The sequence below is a fragment of the Aminobacter sp. Y103A genome, assembly GCF_030294925.1.
Taxonomy (GTDB): Bacteria; Pseudomonadota; Alphaproteobacteria; order Rhizobiales; family Rhizobiaceae; genus Aminobacter; species Aminobacter ciceronei.
In genome coordinates this window covers 5,353,182-5,370,960 of the sequence record NZ_AP017986.1, presented here as the reverse complement: position 1 = coordinate 5,370,960, position 17,779 = coordinate 5,353,182, and the positions used below count along the sequence as shown (strand labels likewise).

At 63.9% G+C, this 17,779-nt stretch carries 18 protein-coding genes; 11 read left to right on the top strand and 7 right to left on the bottom strand.

The features are described 5' to 3' along the window. Nucleotides 1–124 precede the first annotated feature (124 nt). From Amn_RS26345 to Amn_RS26320, 6 genes are all read right to left on the bottom strand, one after another. The gene (locus tag Amn_RS26345; RefSeq protein ID WP_286293847.1) at nt 125–556 is read right to left on the bottom strand and encodes a hypothetical protein; all 432 of its coding nucleotides are present in this window, start codon (nt 554–556) and stop codon (nt 125–127) included. A 347-nt stretch (nt 557–903) separates the two neighbouring features. Then, nucleotides 904–1,110: a hypothetical protein gene (locus Amn_RS26340; RefSeq protein ID WP_067956179.1), complete on the bottom strand. Its 207-nt coding sequence runs from the start codon at nt 1,108–1,110 to the stop codon at nt 904–906. 45 nt (nt 1,111–1,155) lie between these two features. After that, the gene (locus Amn_RS26335; protein ID WP_154386715.1) at nt 1,156–2,451 is read right to left on the bottom strand and encodes an O-antigen ligase family protein; all 1,296 of its coding nucleotides are present in this window, start codon (nt 2,449–2,451) and stop codon (nt 1,156–1,158) included. An 18-nt stretch (nt 2,452–2,469) separates the two neighbouring features. After that, entirely contained in the window at nt 2,470–3,720 is a 1,251-nt protein-coding gene (locus tag Amn_RS26330; RefSeq protein ID WP_286293839.1) for a polysaccharide biosynthesis/export family protein, read from the bottom strand. Nucleotides 3,721–3,809: 89 nt separating this feature from the next. Then, on the bottom strand, nt 3,810–4,484 hold the full coding sequence (locus Amn_RS26325; protein WP_067956181.1) for a sugar transferase: 675 nt from the start codon (nt 4,482–4,484) through the stop codon (nt 3,810–3,812). A 210-nt stretch (nt 4,485–4,694) separates the two neighbouring features. Further along, on the bottom strand, nt 4,695–4,877 hold the full coding sequence (locus Amn_RS26320) for a hypothetical protein (RefSeq protein WP_286293835.1): 183 nt from the start codon (nt 4,875–4,877) through the stop codon (nt 4,695–4,697). 220 nt (nt 4,878–5,097) lie between these two features. Between Amn_RS26320 and Amn_RS26315 the strand changes: the two genes are divergently transcribed. From Amn_RS26315 to Amn_RS26280, 8 genes are all read left to right on the top strand, one after another. Further along, nucleotides 5,098–5,367, top strand: coding sequence for an exopolysaccharide production repressor protein (locus Amn_RS26315; protein ID WP_067956186.1), 270 nt, complete (start codon nt 5,098–5,100; stop codon nt 5,365–5,367). A 301-nt stretch (nt 5,368–5,668) separates the two neighbouring features. Continuing rightward, a complete protein-coding gene (locus Amn_RS26310; RefSeq protein WP_286293832.1) occupies nt 5,669–6,679 on the top strand; it encodes a glycosyltransferase family 2 protein in 1,011 nt (336 codons plus the stop codon). A 5-nt stretch (nt 6,680–6,684) separates the two neighbouring features. After that, nucleotides 6,685–7,086, top strand: coding sequence for a hypothetical protein (locus Amn_RS26305; RefSeq protein WP_067956188.1), 402 nt, complete (start codon nt 6,685–6,687; stop codon nt 7,084–7,086). 121 nt (nt 7,087–7,207) lie between these two features. Then, the gene (gene exoK, locus Amn_RS26300) at nt 7,208–8,029 is read left to right on the top strand and encodes an endo-1,3-1,4-beta-glycanase ExoK (protein WP_353622413.1); all 822 of its coding nucleotides are present in this window, start codon (nt 7,208–7,210) and stop codon (nt 8,027–8,029) included. A gap of 64 nt (nt 8,030–8,093) precedes the next feature. After that, complete coding sequence (locus Amn_RS26295) at nt 8,094–9,425, top strand: UDP-glucose dehydrogenase family protein (RefSeq protein WP_286293828.1); 1,332 nt, start codon at nt 8,094–8,096, stop codon at nt 9,423–9,425. 40 nt (nt 9,426–9,465) lie between these two features. Beyond that, complete coding sequence (locus tag Amn_RS26290; protein WP_286293826.1) at nt 9,466–10,545, top strand: glycosyltransferase; 1,080 nt, start codon at nt 9,466–9,468, stop codon at nt 10,543–10,545. Nucleotides 10,546–10,578: 33 nt separating this feature from the next. Then, nucleotides 10,579–11,760, top strand: coding sequence for a glycosyltransferase (locus Amn_RS26285; protein ID WP_286293823.1), 1,182 nt, complete (start codon nt 10,579–10,581; stop codon nt 11,758–11,760). After that, on the top strand, nt 11,757–13,217 hold the full coding sequence (locus tag Amn_RS26280; RefSeq protein ID WP_286293820.1) for a lipopolysaccharide biosynthesis protein: 1,461 nt from the start codon (nt 11,757–11,759) through the stop codon (nt 13,215–13,217). Before Amn_RS26285 ends, Amn_RS26280 begins: the two co-directional genes overlap by 4 nt. Here Amn_RS26280 and Amn_RS26275 read toward each other — a convergent pair. Further along, nucleotides 13,119–14,519, bottom strand: a complete 1,401-nt coding sequence (locus Amn_RS26275) for a polysaccharide pyruvyl transferase family protein (RefSeq protein WP_246341091.1) — start codon at nt 14,517–14,519, stop codon at nt 13,119–13,121. The genes Amn_RS26280 and Amn_RS26275 overlap by 99 nt on opposite strands. A gap of 166 nt (nt 14,520–14,685) precedes the next feature. On the opposite strand from Amn_RS26275, the gene Amn_RS26270 reads away from it, so the two are divergent. The 3 genes from Amn_RS26270 to Amn_RS26260 are packed head-to-tail and all read left to right on the top strand — an operon-like array spanning nt 14,686 to nt 17,779. Next, nucleotides 14,686–15,849 carry a glycosyltransferase family protein gene (locus Amn_RS26270; RefSeq protein ID WP_067956198.1) on the top strand — a complete coding sequence of 388 codons (1,164 nt, stop codon included), beginning with the start codon at nt 14,686–14,688 and terminating at the stop codon, nt 15,847–15,849. 29 nt (nt 15,850–15,878) lie between these two features. Continuing rightward, the gene (locus Amn_RS26265) at nt 15,879–16,865 is read left to right on the top strand and encodes a glycosyltransferase family 2 protein (RefSeq protein WP_286293813.1); all 987 of its coding nucleotides are present in this window, start codon (nt 15,879–15,881) and stop codon (nt 16,863–16,865) included. Next, nucleotides 16,862–17,779 (top strand): glycosyltransferase family 2 protein, encoded by a 918-nt coding sequence (locus Amn_RS26260; RefSeq protein WP_286293811.1) that lies wholly within the window; start codon nt 16,862–16,864, stop codon nt 17,777–17,779. The genes Amn_RS26265 and Amn_RS26260 overlap by 4 nt, the downstream gene beginning before the upstream one ends.

The following is a 17,779-nucleotide window of genomic DNA, read 5'->3' as shown; positions in this document are numbered from 1 at the left end:
AGCGCAGTTTGCGGACGGGCGGGCGGACAAAATCAGCTGGATCAAGATTTTCCGGGTCGGCTGGCCAGCGTGGCACGGCACATCACGCCACCGGGCCAACGCCGCATGGTCCCGGCCAGCTTTGCTACCTGACGAAGACCGTCACCGCGCCATCTTCGGCGATTTTGGCGGCCAAGATGGCCGAGGTGTCGACCGTGTTGGCGTCGATCTGCTTTTTCAGCGCGCTGTTGGCCATGATCGCGGCCTGCACACCGGTGATATCGGCCTCGTTGTCCGACACGGCCTTGTCCAGTGCCTGCTTGTCGCCGGGGCTGACGATGTCGGAAACCTTGACGACACGGACGCTGCCGACGGTCGTCATGGCCTGGATCGCGGTTGCAGTGCTCCGGCTGGCTTCGATGGCCGACATGACGGTTGCGAGATCGGCCATTGCGCCGGTACTGGCCGTCGTGGACCTATCCAGCTGCGCAGCCGGCTTGGCGGCGTCCTCGGCGGCGGCGGGTACCGCCAGCGTTGCCGACGCGATCAGGATCGCGATAGCGTGTGCATGTTTCATTTCTTTCCTCTCAAATTCCTGGCCTCTCAAATTTCTGGCCGCCGCCCAGGTGACAAACCGACCGGGCCGGTTTCGGTTCCGCGAAAATGCCGTTTCGGGTGACGTCGGACGGCAGGTGCGGGCAGAGAGTAAAGCCGAGTGTCGCCGATCAGGCGCCCATCATCCACAGCACTGCGCTCGACGCCCCGAACACCACGGCAAGATAGAACCAGTCTGTCCAATCCATCGATGACTCCTGAGATCAGGGCGTGCCACGCAACGACCGCGTCCGCCGATACTGCCTGTTGGGCGGCAGTTGCATTGCAAGGCCGGTTCGGTGCCTGGACGCCGACAACTGGGGACGCTGGTCACTGCAACAGATGCAGCACCAGGACAAAAGCAGTGGCGTTGGTGTGGAGCATCGTTGTTGCCATCGCCAGCATCGTGGCCGCGACGAAATAAAGTTCTATGCGCTGTTCGCCTTTTTCGGGGCGTTGCGGTTGAAGTGGTGTCGGCATGATGTCGGCTCCAGCGATATCAGCTGATTCAATTCCCGAAACGACCGACAGTTCCATGACGTCGACCAGGATTTGACAGAAGGCTGGTGCGGGCAGGCTGCGTTACGCCTGGATGCCTGGACCGATGCCGTTCGACGGCATCGAAGGCGACGGCGGGCGCCAGTCCGCTGCCGAAGCGGGCCGTCGCAGCGCCGCCGGCTCCTTGGCGCGGGCCCAGCAGTAGTAGAGCAGGAACGAGCCGATAACGTAGGGCTGGAGGATATCCACCTCGAAGAACGAGCGAATGACCAAGAGCGCGAGCAGGCCGGTCTGCAGCAGGGCTTCGGTCCAGTCGCCGTCGGACAAAAGGCGCGCGATGCAGAGCCTGAGGATGGCGAGCAGCGGCAGCACGATCATGACCGCGCCAACATAGCCTGTTTCTACCAGCGCCTCGATATAGGTGTTGTGGAAGTGGAAGCCGGTGCGGGCGGGGATGTAGAACTCGTTCCACAGCCGCTCGGCCTCGGAAAAGCCCTGCACCCAGTAGGCGGCATAGCCGACGCCGAGCAGCGGCGTGTTGGCCGCCGCATCGATGCCCTGCTGCCAGAGATAGGTGCGGCCAGTCAGCGTCGAATCCTTGCCGAAGGCGCCGAGCACCATGTCGGCCGCGCCGAAATTGAGGGCGGCCAGCACTGCCGTGCCGGCAAGCGCGAGGCCGGCGGCGAAGAAGATCCGGCGATGTATCGGCGAGAATGCCTCCAGTCCGGCGATGGCGACGACCATGGCTATGGCCGCGGGCGTGGCGAGCATCGATGTCGCCGATTGCGACAGCACCAGCGACGCGGCCGAAAGGGCGACGACGCCGAGCGCAAGGAGGCGAGCGATGCGGCTGCGGGTCAGGAACAGCGCGAAATAGCAGCCCAGCAGCACGCCCAGCGAGGCGTAGAAGCCGAGCTGGTTCTTGGAGCCGAAGGCGCCGACGAAGCTGTAGCTGCCGTCGAGCGCGTCGTAGACATAGCCGCCCTGCAGCATCGAATAACCGAGAATGACGGCGATGCCTGCGATGGCGCCGATGCACAAGGTGCGCGCATCGATGACACGGGCGGCGATAACGGCGCAGACGACATGTGTGAGGTACTGGAGGGCTGCGCGCAAGGTGACGTCAGGCGCGTCTGACCAAAAATAGGACAGGCATGCCAAGAACGCGAAGGCCAGGAGTTGCGGCGACCGGGCAAGGCGGCCGAGCGTGAAACGGTAGTCGACCAGCACCAGCGGCAGCCACACCGCGTAATACATCAGGATCGAGATCTGGCCGATGCGGAAGGAATAGGCGAAGACGAAGAACGAGACGGCGACCGCGAATGCGCCGTAGAGCGTGTTGCGGCCGGGTTCGACCAGTGACGACTTGCTGATCCGCATCGCGTTAGACCCGATCAACTACTGGACGAGCGGGCTACCCGACCGCACGACCTTGATCACGTCGCCGGGCAGGATGGACGTGTCCTCGGCAGCCGTGATTTCCTTGCTCTTGCCATCGCTGCCCTTGCGGACGAGGACAAAGGACGTCGGCTGCTCGATGCCGGCTGCCGCGGACGCCGTGCCGCCGGCTTCGGCGATCAGTCCCTTCTGCATGCCGAGCTTGAGCGTCACCGCATTGAGCTCGCCGACAGTCTTCTGGCGCTCGACGGCGAGTTCGGATTCGGCGTTGTTCCTGAGATCGATCGCTTCCTGCTCGGCCTTGCTGACGTCCTGCTTGGCACGCAGCGTGGCGGTCTCGAGGTCGAGGATCTTGCCTTCCATCTCGGCGATCGAACGTTCGGTCGACAGCACGCGTGTGTTCACGACGAGCCCCTTCTGCGCCAGCGTGTCGATGCCGCTGAGTTCCTTTCTGGCGAGTTCGACCTGGCGTTTCTGCGTCTCGGCCTTCTGGCCGAGCGAGACGATCTCGCTTTCGAGCAGGCCCTTGAGGTTGTCGAGCGCCTGCAGCCGGAGCGTGAGCTTCTTCTGGCGCGAGGCCATGATGGCGGTCTCGTTGGCGACCATGCCGTCCACCCCAGGCAAGGAGGCGATGTCCTTTGGGGCGGCGAATTCGGTCTTGCCGGCGAGTTCAGCGTCGATGCGCGCCTGCGTCACCATCAGGCGGAGCTGCTCGTCGGACAGCACGGCGTGGCTGCCTTCGGCGTTGATGAGGTCGCGCTCGGTGCGGGCGCCGTCGGCGCCGCGACGCATGCCGCCGGCGATGCTGACCGCCTTGAGCACGGTGAGGTCGGGCGCATAGGCATATTGACCGGGGCTCTGGATGTCGCCGGAGATGTAGAACGGGCGAAACTGCGCGACCTCGACCGAAGCCTCGGGGCGATCGGACAGGCCGAACTTGTCCTGCAGGGTCTTGCCGATGGTCTCGGCGATCTCGGCCGTCGTCTTGCCCGCGGCTTCGGTCTCACCGACGAACGGCAGCGACAGCTTGCCGGAGGGGCCGACCGTGTAGTCGCCGCTGACCGAGGACCAGTCGCGGAAGGCGCCTTCGACGGTCTGCCATTCGACGACGCGGATTGTCAGCTTGTCCTGGGTGCCGAGCTTGTAGTCCTCGGCTGCGGCCAGGGTTGTCGCGAAAGCGAGGGCAAGAAAGAGCGCGGCGCCCATGCCGAGCAGGCGCTTTGCGCGCTTGGGAGTGCTGATGGTGTTCAACGGTATCGTCCATTCCTGTGCCGCGACATCTCCGGGGATGCGCGGCTGGGAGTGGCCGCGCGCGCCGGCGCAGCCCGATTGCGGCAGGATCAGTAGCTGCCGCGCGACATGCAGACGGCCGGAACCGTCTTCAGGATGATGCGGATATCTTCGACGAGCGACCAGTTCTCGACATAGTGACGATCGAAGGCCACGCGGCTGTCGTAAGAGACGTCGTTGCGGCCGCTGACCTGCCACAGTCCTGTGAGACCCGGCCGGGACTTGAGGTAGAAGACGACGGCCTTGCCGTAATATTCGAGCTCGTCGCGGACCACCGGGCGCGGGCCGACGATGCTCATGTCGCCGAGCAGGATGTTGATGATCTGCGGCAGCTCGTCGAGGCTGAGCTTGCGCAGCACGGTGCCGACGCGGGTCACGCGCGGATCGTCCTTGAGTTTGCGCGTTGCCTCCCACTCGGCCCGCGCCTCAGGATCGTTGCGCAGATGAGCGGCCAGAACTGCATCGCCGTCTCGAACCATGGTGCGAAACTTGAGGCACTGGAAGATACGGCCGCCGCGGCCGATGCGGCGATGGCCGTAGAAGACCGAGCCGCCGTCGGAGGCTTTCACCAGTAGTGCGATGAGCAGGAACAACGGGCTCAGCGCGACGATGCCGAGACCGGCACCGACGATGTCGAATCCGCGCTTGGCCACGCCACCGAGCGGAGGAAGGTCGGCGGCCATATGTGGAAACTCCAAGCTGCTCGACTTGGCTAGATCCCTCATGCTGCAACTCCAATTGGTCGATAAATCGCCCCAGAATCGCCCCGTGTCAGGATAGGATTGGTATGCTGCGCCGCAACACACGTTTTTTTGACGCGTGAAATATTTGCGCCAGTAGATGTCCTAGAACCGTGCATGGCCTGCACAAAAAGAGTCCATTGCGACAGTTTTGTGTCCTCAAGATTAATGCGTATGCAGAATCAATCCAGTCCATCAGGTGGAAATGCCTGAAATTATATCTTCGTCATGCTGCTGTTTAGTCGAACAAAGTGCGTCACGAGATACGAGCATATTGTTACAGGCGGCTGATATCGCAGAAATTTCTGAAATAACGCCATCAAAGGTAAAAATCGTTTCGACTTGGGGCATCGCCGGACGGTGCAATGCAGCATTCATCTTTGCCGTCTAGACTCGCTCTCCAAGAGGCTCCGCTTGCTGACAGTTGGGCGGGTCAATATAGTGGAATGACGTTCTTCGCGCCGACCGGCTGGGGCCGAGCCGGCATCAAAATAAAACGAAGGAACGGACACGGGCGGAAGCTTTCAGGGCAAGGGGAGTTGCAAGCAACATGGCGACGAAATCAGTGCCGATGCCTCCGGCCTGACGATCAGCTGACATGACTTTACCCAAATTCGTGTTCGGCATGGCGATGGTCATCGCTGTCGTGGCGTTGTGGTCCTACATGGATGCTGCCGGCTGGGGCACGATCTTGCTGCGCGCGGTGATATGCGCGGTTGTTCTTCAGGTCGGATACTTTCTCGTCGTGCTGGCAATGGTGGCGCGCGCCGGGCCGAAACCGGTGGAAACCGGCAAGTCGAAGACCGCGGCTGAAGGTACCGCCACTGTTCCAGCCGACGACCTGACCCCGAAAGGCAGCGCTCACTAGACCGACAAGATCGGCGTGAGCGGCCGCCTGTTCCGGCAGAATCGCTGCCGTCCTGCCCGTATATGTAAGCAAGACGCGACGCTGCCAATCCGAAGGCGGCCTTGGCGGCCTCGGTGTGATGAAACCGTCATATGTGATCGGACGAAGCTGCCTGCAGCCCTTGGAAAGCCGCGGATTGCCGATGGCGGTTGCCGGTGCCCGTAGCGCCTCCCGTGAATCGCCGTAACAAAAGTTGGGGTTCCCTTGTTAGCAGGTGCAATATAGCTCTTGCGTCGGCGGGCTATGACGAAAGGCAACCGACGTGAGCGGAACCGACGTCTGTGTCATCATTGCTGCGCGCAACGCAGCCGAAACGATCACGACGGCCATTGCCTCCGCTCTGCTGGAGCCGGAGGTGGCCGAGGTGGTCGTCGTGGACGACGCTTCGACCGATGCGACCGAGGCGGTGGCGCGCGCCGCCGATGACGGCAGCGGCAGGCTTCTGGTGCTGCGGCTCGACGTCAATCGCGGCCCGTCCTTTGCCCGTAACATGGCAATACGCCACTCCAGGGCGCCGCTGATCAGCATTCTCGACGCCGACGACTTCTTCCTGCCGGGACGGTTCGCGAAGCTCGTGGACGGCGATGACTGGGATCTCGTCGCCGACAACATCGTCTTTGCCGAACACGCCTCGGTGCGCGACGTGCTGTCGGGCAGCATCGAGCAGTTCGCAGCCGATCCGACCGAGCTCGACCTTGTCGGCTTCGTCGCCGGCAACATTTCCCGGCGCGGCGCCCGGCGCGGCGAGCTGGGTTTTCTCAAGCCGGTGATGCGGCGCGCCATGCTCACAGAGCACGGCCTGCATTATGACGAGCAGCTGCGCCTCGGCGAGGATTATGCGCTCTATGCCCGGGCTCTGGCTTTCGGTGCCTGCTTCAAGCTGATCCACTCCTGCGGCTATTGCGCGGTGGTCCGGTCCAATTCGCTGAGCGGCCAGCATCGTACCGAGGACCTGAGGCGGCTGGCCGATGCCGATCTCGATCTTCTGGCGCTTGCCGGTCTGACAGCCGGACAGCGACGTGTCCTGCGCCGCCATGAGCGGCATGTGCGCGACAAATATCGGCTGCGACATTTCCTCGATCTCAAGGCCAGTGGCGGGCTTTCCGGTGCCATGGGCTTTGCCTTCGCCTCGCCGACGAACCTGTCGGCCGTGACCAAAGGGGCGGCATTCGACAAGCTCGAGCTGCTGCGCCGTCACAATCCGTCGGCGATGGAAAGTGGCGCTGCACGTCCACGCTACCTGATGGCCGGCTCGGCCGCGAAGGCGGGGTAGGGCGCATGGCATCGATCTTTGCATTCCGCACCCGCAGCCCCGACCGCGACCGGCAGACCGACGAGGCGCGCTTCGGCCAGCTGTCGCGGGCGCTGGACGAACTCGCCGCCGGCATCGAGGCGGAACGAACCGGCATCCGCAACCGCTACGAGGCGGTTTCGGCCAATGCTGCTTTTCTTGTCGAAGCCATGGAAAATTCAGCGGTTTCCGTGCTGCGGGCGCGTGAGATGGACCAGATGACAGAATCGCTCAAGGCCTGTCTGAGACGGATCGAGGCGCTCGGACGGCAAAAGGATTTCGTCGCTGGGCTTCGTCATTCGCTGGACATTTTTGCCGATGAAGGTCGCGAGACCGACGAGGAATCATCGGCACGTTTGGCGCAAGGGGAGGCCCTGCGCCAGTTCTAGGCCCGAGGCGACAGGGCCTGACATCAGGGAGGATGGGAGGATTTCGTCCGGCTGGGGGCATCTCCGGCCGGTATGGCAATGCGGTTTCCGGGCGGGAGGCGCGAAGACACAAGGATGACCTATGAACGCGAACGTTAGGGACTACAGCGCGTGCCGACCTCTCGGCAGTACCGCTGCGTTGGCAGTGTCGGTCACACTTGCCGGCCTGCTGGGTATGTCGGGTGGTGCCGTGGCGCAGGAGGCCACCGGCAAGTCCTTCGTTGAGACCTTCGACACGCTGACCGCTTCGCGCTGGTTCATCTCGGACGGCTGGGACAACGGCAAGCACCAGAACTGCACCTGGTCGAAGGACCAGGTCAAGGTTGCCGACGGCAATCTGGTCCTGAGCTTCGAGAAGAAGCCATTGAAGAACCGCGACTATTCCTGCGGCGAGGTGCAGACCAAGGAACGTTTCGGCTACGGCACCTATGAGGCGCGGATGAAGACAGGTACCGGCTCGGGCCTGAATGCCGCCTTTTTCACCTATATCGGCCCGGTGCACAAAAAGCCGCATGACGAGATCGACTTCGAGGTCCTGACCAAGGATCCCTCGAAGGTGCAGGTCAACGCCTATGTCGGCGGCAAGTCCAATGACGAGAAGCTTGTCGACGTGCCCGGCGGCGCCGACCAAAGTTTCAACGACTATGCCTTCGTCTGGGAGAAGGGGCGGCTGCGCTGGTATGTCAACGGCCAGCTGGTGCATGAGGTGACCGATCCTACCCAGCTGCCGAGCAACCCGCAGAAGATATTCTTCAGCTTGTGGGGCACCGGCACGCTGCGCGAATGGATGGGCGAGTTCACCGATCCCGGCAAGCCGGTGAGCATGGCGGTCGATCGCGTCGCCTTCACCGCCCCGGGCGAAGCTTGCCAGTTCGAGGGCTCGGTCGCGTGCACCCTGAAATGACGGGCAGATACCCAGGCGCGGTTCAGCCGCGCTTCGACATCATCAACAGACAGGAACGGACTGGATGAACCTCACGGTATTTGGGATTGGCTATGTCGGTCTTGTTCAGGCGGCTGTTCTGGCCGAGGTCGGTCATGACGTCGTCTGCGTCGACGTCGATGCGGCCAAGGTCGAGCGGCTGAACCAGGGTTTCATCCCGATCTTCGAGCCGGGGCTGGAGGCGCTGGTGCGCGAGAACCACGCGGCGGGGCGTATCGTCTTCACGACGGACGCTTCGATGGCCGTGCGCCATGGCGCGATCCAGATGATTGCCGTCGGCACGCCGCAGGGCGAGGACGGCTCGGCCGACCTCAAATATGTGCTGTCGGTGGCCGATGCCATCGGCCGCGAGATGGCGGGTGCCAAGATCGTGGTGACCAAGTCGACGGTGCCGGTCGGCACCGCCGACAAGGTGCGCGAGACGATTGCGGTGGCCTTGAAACAGAGAGGCCGGGAGGAGCTAAGCTTCGACGTCGTCTCCAACCCGGAGTTTTTGAAGGAAGGTTCGGCGGTCGCCGACTGCATGAAGCCCGACCGCATCATCGTCGGCACCGACAGCGAAGCGGCCGAGGAGGTGATGCGCGAGCTCTATGCACCGTTCAACCGCAACCACGAGAAGATGATCGTGATGGACGTGCGCTCGGCCGAGTTCACCAAATACGCCGCCAACTGCATGCTGGCGACCAAGATCAGCTTCATGAACGAGATGGCGAATCTGGCCGAGCTGCTCGGCGCCGATATCGAGGAGGTGCGCAAGGGCATCGGTTCGGACCCGCGTATCGGCTACCACTTCATCTATCCCGGGCTGGGTTATGGCGGCTCGTGTTTCCCCAAGGATGTGCGGGCACTGATCCGCACCGCCGGCGATGTCGGTTTCGAGCCGGTGCTGCTGCACTCGGTCGAGGCGCGCAACAATGCCCAGAAGGCGGTGCTGTTCGACAAGCTGAAGAGCCACTTCAACGGCGACCTTGCCGGCAAGACCTTTGCGCTCTGGGGTCTGGCCTTCAAGCCCAACACCGACGACATGCGCGAGGCACCATCGAGGGTGCTGATGGAGGCGCTGTGGCAAGCCGGCGCCAGGGTGCAGGCCTATGATCCCGAGGCGATGAACGAGGCGCAGCAGATCTATGGCCAGCGCGACGACCTCACCTTGTGCGGTACCAAGGAGGCGGCGTTGCGCGGCGCCGATGCACTCTTGATCGCCACCGAGTGGAAGAATTTTAGGGCGCCGTCCTTCGAGCTGATCCGCGAACAGCTCAAGACCGCCGTCATCTTCGACGGCCGCAACCTCTACGACCCGGCAGTCGTCGCCCGCCACGGCATCCAATACGTCTCCATCGGCCGAAAGGCCGGGTGAGGCGCGAGGCCGTCAACCAACTTGATATCGGAGCAGGGACATGAAGGTTCTGTTTGCAGGCGGCAACGGCTACACGCCCGAGTTCAGCGGCGGCGTTCAGTCGTCGACGCATCACTTGGTCGAGCAATTGCGCGCCCATGGCCACGAGGCTTCGGTGCTGGCCGCGCTGTTCGGCGACGGCATGTTCGGCTTCAAGGCGAGAGCCAAGATGAAGCTGACCGGACAACGCGCTGTCATCGACAGCTTCCCTGGATATCCCGTGGTGCGGGCCTGGTTTCCATGGGAGGCCGCAGGCTTTGCAGTGGAGAAGCTGAAGCCCGACGTCGCCGTGGTCCAGTGCCACAAGTCGGTGCCGATCGGGAAAGCGCTGGAGGCCCAGGGCATTCCACTGGTCGTCTATCTCCGGAATGTCGAATTCCACGAGCTTGGCGGCGATCCCAGCGAGTTGCGGCAGGCGCGCTACATCGCCAATTCGGAATTCACCGCGCGCACCTATGGCCAGCGCTTCGGCATCGAATCGACTGTCATTCCGCCGACGATCAATCCCGCCCACTACGCCACGGAAACGTCAGGCGAATTCGTCACGCTGATCAATCCTTACGAGGAAAAGGGTTTTGAGCTTGCGGTGCACATCGCCGGGCGCTGCCCCGACATTCCGTTCCTGTTCGTCGAAAGCTGGAAGCTGGCCGACGATCACCGCGCCCGTATCGAGCAGACGATTGCGCCGCTCGGCAATGTCCGGCTCGAAAGCCGAACCAGCAACATGAAGACGGTCTATGGTCGGACGAAGATCCTGCTCGCGCCGAGCAAATGGGAGGAGGCCTGGGGCCGTGTCGCCTCGGAGGCGCATTGCAGCGGCATTCCGGTCATCGGCTCGCGCCGCGGCGGCCTGCCGGAGGCGGTTGGCGAGGGCGGCGTGGTGCTCGACTACGATGCGCCGCTCGACGACTGGGTCGAAACCGTGCGTCGGCTCTGGGAGGACAAGGCCTGGTATGACCGGCAGTCGGCGGCCGCGCGCGCCTTTGCCGGGCGCGCGCAACTCGACCCCGACGCGCAGTTCGCCACCTTCATGGGCGTGCTCGAGCAGGCCGTGACGCAGGGCCTGAACAAGGCCGCCTGAGGTGATGCCGTCAGGGTTCTGGAGAGCCGTTCGATGAAGGTCTGTTTCGTCGTCGACAAGTTCCCGTCGCTGTCCGAGACCTTCGTGCTCGACCAGATCGAGGGCTGCCTTGCGCGCGGCATCGAAGTCGGCGTCATATGCAATGAGACGACCTTCGGCAAGGAGCGCAACATCGACGATCCGCGCTGGCGCAACCTGCCCGGTGGCGTCGCGCAATGGTGGGGTGCGCTCGGACCGCTGCGCCCGTCGCTGCGCCGCTGGTCGGGCAAGCTTTGGGACAAGGCGTCGACAGCGCTCGACATTGCCTTTGCCGGCAAGCTCGAAAAATACGATGTCATCGTCGCGCATTTCGGCAACAACGGCTTGCGGGTCGCAAGGGCGATGAAGCAGCGGCGGATATCGGCTCCCCTGGTGACGATCTTCCATGGCCATGATGTCGGCGCGCCGATGCATGACGGCTCGCTGTCGCGCTACGAGGTGGTGTTCCGCCAAGGCGCGCTGCAGCTGCCGGTCAACGGCTTCTTCCGCGATGCGCTGATCGAGGCCGGCGCGCGCGCCGACAGGGTTGCCGTGCACCATATGGGCGTCGATACCGAGACGATCGGTTTTCGGGCCGGCGAGCGCCGGGATAGCAGGCTGGCGCTGATCTCGGTCTGCCGGCTGACCGAGAAGAAGGGCATCGAGTTCGCGCTTCGCGCGCTCGGCGAGGTGCAGTCCGTCAGGCCCGATATCGACTGGTCCTACACGATCATCGGCGGCGGTGAATTGCTCGATGCCATGAAACAACTGGCTGCAAGTCTCGGCATTGCCGGGCGCGTCGCCTTTCGCGGGCCGTGTCCGCACAGCGAGGTCAAACAGCGGCTGGCCGAGGCGCATGTCTTCGTGCTGCCCAGCGTCAAAGCGGGCGATGGCGACCTCGAAGGTATTCCGGTGGCGCTGATGGAGGCGATGGCTGCGGGGTTGACCGTGGTCAGCACCTATCATTCCGGCATTCCCGAGCTGATCCAGGACGGCAGGACCGGGCTTCTGGCCCCCGAACGGGACGTCGGCGCGCTGGCGCAGAAGCTGATCTGGATCGCCGACAATCCCGGCTCCTGCGGAGAACTGGCACGCGCGGCGCGGCGCAAGGTCGAGGAGGATTTCGATTCCGGTCGGCTCAACGACGCTTTCGCCGATACGCTGTTCCGTCTTGCCGCCACGAAGGTTGCCGCATGACGGCGGAAGCGCAGCAACTCGGGCGCATAGCGCTGCGCGGCGGCGCGCTGACGGCAGCGGCGCAGGCGATCAAGATCGGCATCCAGTTCGTTTCAGTGGTGGTGCTGGCCAGGATGCTGGCGCCGGAGGATTTCGGCCTCGTCGCCTCGGTTGGTCCGATCATCGCCTTTGTCGGGCTGTTCCAGAATCTCGGCCTGCAGCAGGCGGTTATCCAGCGACCGGAAATCAGCCGCCAGCAGCTCAACCAGGTGTTCTGGATCAGCGCGCTGGCCGGGCTGATCTGCACCATCGTGATTGCCGCGCTGTCGCCGGCGGTGTCGGCATTTTATGCCGATGGCAGGATGACCGGCATCACGCTTGCCGCCGCCACGCCGCTCTTGCTCGGCAGTCTTGCGGCGTTGCCGCTGGCCCTGATGAACCGAAACCTGCAATTCGGCCAGCTGGCGATCAATGACGTCGCGACCGCCCTTGCCGGCCTGGGCGCGGCGGTCGCTGCGGCCTATGCCGGGCTCGGCTACTGGTCGCTGGTGATCGGACCTGCGGCGGGTGCCGTGGTGACGCTCGCCGGTGCATGGTTGGCGACGCGCTGGAAACCGGGCAGGCCGAGCATCAAGGTGGAGCGCGAGATCCTGTCCTTCGGCGCCAATCTCACCGGCTTCAACCTCGTCAACTTCTTCTCGCGCAACCTCGACAACATCCTGATCGGCAAGTTTTCCGGTCCGGTCGAGCTCGGCTATTACGACCGCGCCTACAAGCTGCTTCTGTTTCCGCTGCAGAACATCAACCAGCCGCTGTCGCGGCTGATGGTGCCGCTGCTGAGCCGCATCCAGGACGACAAGCCACGCTTTCGCGAGCTCTATCTGCGCACCAACTGGTTGCTTGCGTTCATCACCGTTCCCGGCATCGCCGCCCTGACGATTGCCGCAGAGCCGGTCGTTTCCATCCTGTTCGGCGAACGCTGGCTCGGCGTAGCGCCGATCTTCGCCTGGCTCGGCATTGCCGGCCTGATGCAGCCGGTGTCGAGCACGACGGGCTGGATCTTCATCTGCCAGGGCAAGACCGGCACGATGTTCCGCTGGGGCGTCTATTCGGCGCTGACGACGGCGCTGTCATTCGCTGCCGGGCTGAAATGGGGTGCAGTCGGCGTCGCCGCTGCCTATGCCATCTCAGGCTATGCGCTCAGGCTGCCGGTGCTGGCGGTGATGATCGGGCGGACCGGCCCGGTCACGGCGCTCGACTTCCTGATGGTGCAGGGGCTGCTGATTATCGCAGCGGCCATGACCTGGCTGGCCTACGACCACCTGCCGGCTGCGCTGATCGCCCAGTCCAACATCGTGGCGGCGATCACCGCGGCAGCCCTAAGCTACGCGGTGGCGCTCGCCTTCATGGTCGCCGTTCCGCAGTCGCGCCGCGCCCTCGTCGCGACGTGGAAGACCATCGCCCGCAACATTCGCTGACGCATCCGCTAGCAGCGGCCGGACCAGATCGGCGGCCGACATGGCCGAGGCGTGTTCTTCCAGCACCGCTGCAAGGGTCGTTTTCCTGAGGCGGTCGAGATCGCCTGTGAAGGTCGCGAGCTTTTGGGCGGCCTCTTCAGGGGTCACGGAGTCGATGTCGAGCAGCAACTCGGCCAGGCCGACGCGCTTGGCAAGTTCTCGGGTCTTGAATTCGTAGGCGATGGGCAGAACCGGCACGCCGACGCAGAGCGACATGATCATCATGTGCATGCGGGTGGCGACGACGAAGTCGAAGCCCTTGACCAGTTCCATCAACTGCTCGGGCGTGTGGAAGCCGGCGTCGACGTCGACATGGGCGGCGACATCGGCATCGAGTTCGGCAACGATCGCCCGTGCGGTTTTCGAATCGTCATGTGCGTATTCCGGCACGCCCTGACAGGTCGAGACGAAGGTCACCTGCTTGCCGTGGTCGCGCACCAGGCTTGTGGCGATATCACGGATCGAGGCCATGTAGCGGTGCATGCCGTCGGCGCCGTCATTGACGTAGTTCCAGTGTCGTACCGAAATGCCGACACGGCCGGTCTGTGCCGGCGGCGTGCCGGCCGAGAGCATCGTTTCGATGCGCTTCTTGTCGGCGAGTGCAAACACCGAATCGGCGACGACATGGCATTTGCCGGGATTGTCGACGAGCCCGTCGAGATGGCCGTGCGAGCGTCTGTCGCGCAACAGGATCAACGGACTGCGGTCGAAGGCCGGCTTCAGTTCACGGCGGTTGTAGTCCTTGTCGAACGGGCCCAGCGACTGGGTGAAGAATACCGGGTCCTTGCCGAAGATCGCGTCGATGCGGAACTGGTTGAGGCGGCGTTCGAGATTGTAGTTCTCGACCAGATAGGTGCCGCCTGTGGTGACGACCAGATCGGCTTGGCGGTACATGTCGAGGCTGCGACGGTCCTCGGCGCTGAACATCGTCTCGTCCAGGGCGCGGCTCTTGCCGTAGTGGCGCAGCGCACTCAGGGCGAGGCGGTTGTAGATCGGCTTGGCCAGGTTCTTCAGGCGGTTGTCGTCATAGGGGTACTTGAAGATCGATTCGGCCAGCAGCTTGCGGATCTCGATATCGGGATAGGCTTGCGTGGGATAAAGCCGCGACGCCACCGTGGGCTGGCTATCGAACACCTGGAAGCGCAACTCGCCCGGACAGGCCGCCTTGAGGATGTGCCGGATGGCCAGCAGGATCGCCGCATCGCCAGTGTTCAGGCAGACGGTGTTTTCGACGATGACAGTCTTCATGGGGACAGTCTTCATGGGGGCTAGCCTCCTCGGATTGGTCGCGTCGGGAAGATAAGTACAGGCTAACCGGGCCATTTTGCGGCGCAACAATATTTGAGGTGCGACCAGTCAATATTTGTTGCGACGCAGCAATAGGTGCACTAGCTTCGTCGTCGGTGGGCCAAACTGCGAGCGTGAATTCATGCTGCATGTTCTGTACCTGGTGCACGATGTTTCCGACCCGGCAGTCCGTCGACGGATCATCATGCTCAAGGCCGGTGGCGCGCGCGTTACGCTCGCTGGTTTTCGCCGGACGCAAGAACTCGAAGACGTCGAAGGCGTTACGCCGATCGACCTCGGTCACACCCGCGACGGGCGTTTTGCGCAGCGGCTGGGTGCGGTTGCAATGGCGGCGACGCGTATCGGCGCTTCGCTGAAATCGGTGGTGACGCCCGATGTGATCGTTGCCCGCAATCTCGAAATGCTGGCGTTGGCGCAACGTGCCCGTTCGGTTTTCGGTGCGTCGACGCCCATTGTCTACGAGTGCCTAGACATCCACCGGCTGGTGCTGCGCGAGGATTTTCTGGGCAAGGGCCTGCGTGGCGCCGAGCGCCTGTTCGGGCGCAATGTCGGCCTGCTCTTGACCAGCTCGCCGGCCTTCGTCAGGCACTATTTCGAACGGTTCGGGCAGATCGACGCCCCCATCGAACTGGTCGAGAACAAGCTCCTGGAACTCGAGCCGCGCATTGAAGCGCTGCCGTCGCCGGCGCCGGCGGGCGAGCCCTGGACGATCGGCTGGTTCGGGGCGCTGCGCTGCCGCAAGTCGCTCGAACTGCTGGCCGCTTTCAGCCGTGGGACGGAGGGGCGGTTCAAGGTCGTGTTGCGCGGCCGCCCCGCGCTGTCGGAGTTTCCGGATTTCCACGGTTTCGTCGCATCCGAGCCCCATTTGGAGTTTAAGGGTGCCTACAGAAATCCAGAGGACATGGTCGACATCTACGCGCAGGCGCACTTTGCCTGGGCGATCGACTTCTTCGAGGAAGGTCAGAACTCGACATGGCTGTTGCCCAACCGGCTCTATGAAAGCTGCCGGTTCGGTACGGTGCCGATCGCCATGGCCGGCACCGAGACGGCGCGCTTCCTCGAGCGCCTCGATATCGGGCTGATGCTGCCCGAGCCGTCGGCATCAGCTCTGGCGGAAGCGCTCTCGGGCATGACGAGCGAACGTTACGCCGCCTTGCGCGGTGAAGTGCTTGCCCGTGATCCGCGAAACTGGATCTGCGACCTGGCCGATTGCCGGGCGCTGGTGGCGAAGCTCGAACGGGTCGCCGCCCAAAACGGCGAAAGCCCTGGCGCCATCGCCGCCTGACCTTCAACGCAATCAACACAAGCAGACGCATGACCGAAACGTCCTCCGCCATCATCATCATTCCGTGCCTCGACGAGGAGCGCCATATCGGAGGCCTTCTGGCCCAGCTGCGGCCCTCTGCCCGGCGGCTCGGCGCAATGATCATCGTCGCCGACGGCGGCAGCCGCGATGCGACCCGGACCATCGTTGCCGGCATTGCTGCCGAAGACGACAATGTCGTGCTGATCGACAATCCGGCGCGCATCCAGAGTGCGGCAGTGAACCTGGCCGTCGAACGCTTCGGTCGTGGCGTCGACTATCTGATCCGCATCGACGCTCATGGCGGCTATCCCGACGATTATTGCGACCGGCTGCTCGAGGAAGCGCTGGCGACGGGCGCCGATTCCCTCGTCGTTTCGATGCTGACCGAAGGCCGCGGCACCGTGCAGCAGGCGGCTGCGACTGCGCAGAACTCGAAGCTCGGCACAGGTGGGTCCAAGCACAGGCATGGCTCGGCCGGGGAATGGGTCGATCACGGCCATCACGCCCTGATGCGCATCGCAGCGTTCAGCGATGTCGGCGGCTATGACGAGAGCTTCAGTCACAATGAGGATGCCGAGCTCGACCATCGTCTGCGCCAGGCCGGCTACCGCATCTGGATGAGCGGGCGCACCCGCATGACCTATTTTCCGCGTGCTTCACTTGGCGGCCTGTTCCACCAGTATCTCGGCTATGGCAGGGGACGGGCGCGGAACGTGCTGAAACACCGCGTCATCCCCAGGCTCCGCCAGATGGTGCCGCTGATGGTGGCGCCGACGGCGCTGCTCGCAAGCCTCGCCGTCGTTCACTGGATCTTCGCCGTGCCTGTCCTCGTCTGGGCGGCGATCTGCCTGGGCTATGGCGCTGCCCTTGCCTTGCGGGCCGGCAAGCCGGGGCTGGCGCTCGCCGGCGTGTCGGCGATGGTGATGCATTTCGCCTGGTCGCTCGGCTTCTGGCTCCAACTCGCTGCCTTGCCGGCAAGGGGGCGCCCAGCATGACCGAAATGCCCAGCATCGACATCTGCGTCTGCACCTTCCGGCGGCGCGAACTGGCCGACACGTTGCAGTCGCTTGCGGCGATGGACCTACCCGCGGGGTATCGCATCGGCATCGTCGTGGCCGACAATGACGAGGTGCCCAGTGCTGCGGAACTGGTCTCCGTTCTGGCGGACGAGCTTTCGCTCGAGGTTCGCTACGTCCATTGTCCGGCGCGCAACATCTCGCTTGCCCGCAATGCCTGCCTGGATGCCAGCTCGGCCGATTTCGTCGCCTTCATCGACGATGACGAGAAGGCGACAGGCATGTGGCTGAAGCGGCTCGTCGAGACCGCGCAGGCGACCGGTGCCGAGGTGGTGCTCGGGCCGGTCAAGGCGCGTTATGGGACGGGAGCCCCGGGCTGGATGCAGGTCGGCGACTTTCACTCGACCTATCCGGTGTTCGTTCGGGGCGAGATCCGCACCGGCTACACCTGTAATGCCTTGCTCCGGATCGCTTCGCCCAGCATCGCCGGCCGCCGCTTCAGCCTGGAGCGCGGCCAGTCGGGCGGCGAGGACACCGAATTCTTCGACCAGGTGTTCGGTGCCGGTGGTCGCATAAGCTATGCCGCGGAGGCCTGGGTGGAGGAGCCGGTTCCGGCGTCTCGCGCCTCGTTCCGCTGGCTGACGACGCGGCGCTTCCGTGTCGGGCAGACGCATGGTCGCCTGCTTGGCGCCAAGCGGAGTGGCGTTGGTCGCTTCGGTGAGCTCGTACGGGCCTCGGCCAAGGCCGGCTACTGCTTTGCCGCGGCGGGGCTGACCGCGCTGCAGCCGGTCAGCCGCAACCGCAGCCTGCTGCGTGGCGTGATGCATTTGGGCGTGCTGAGCGGGCTGGCCGGCGCACGTGAACTGCGTCTCTACGGCAAAGAGGGAGGCTAG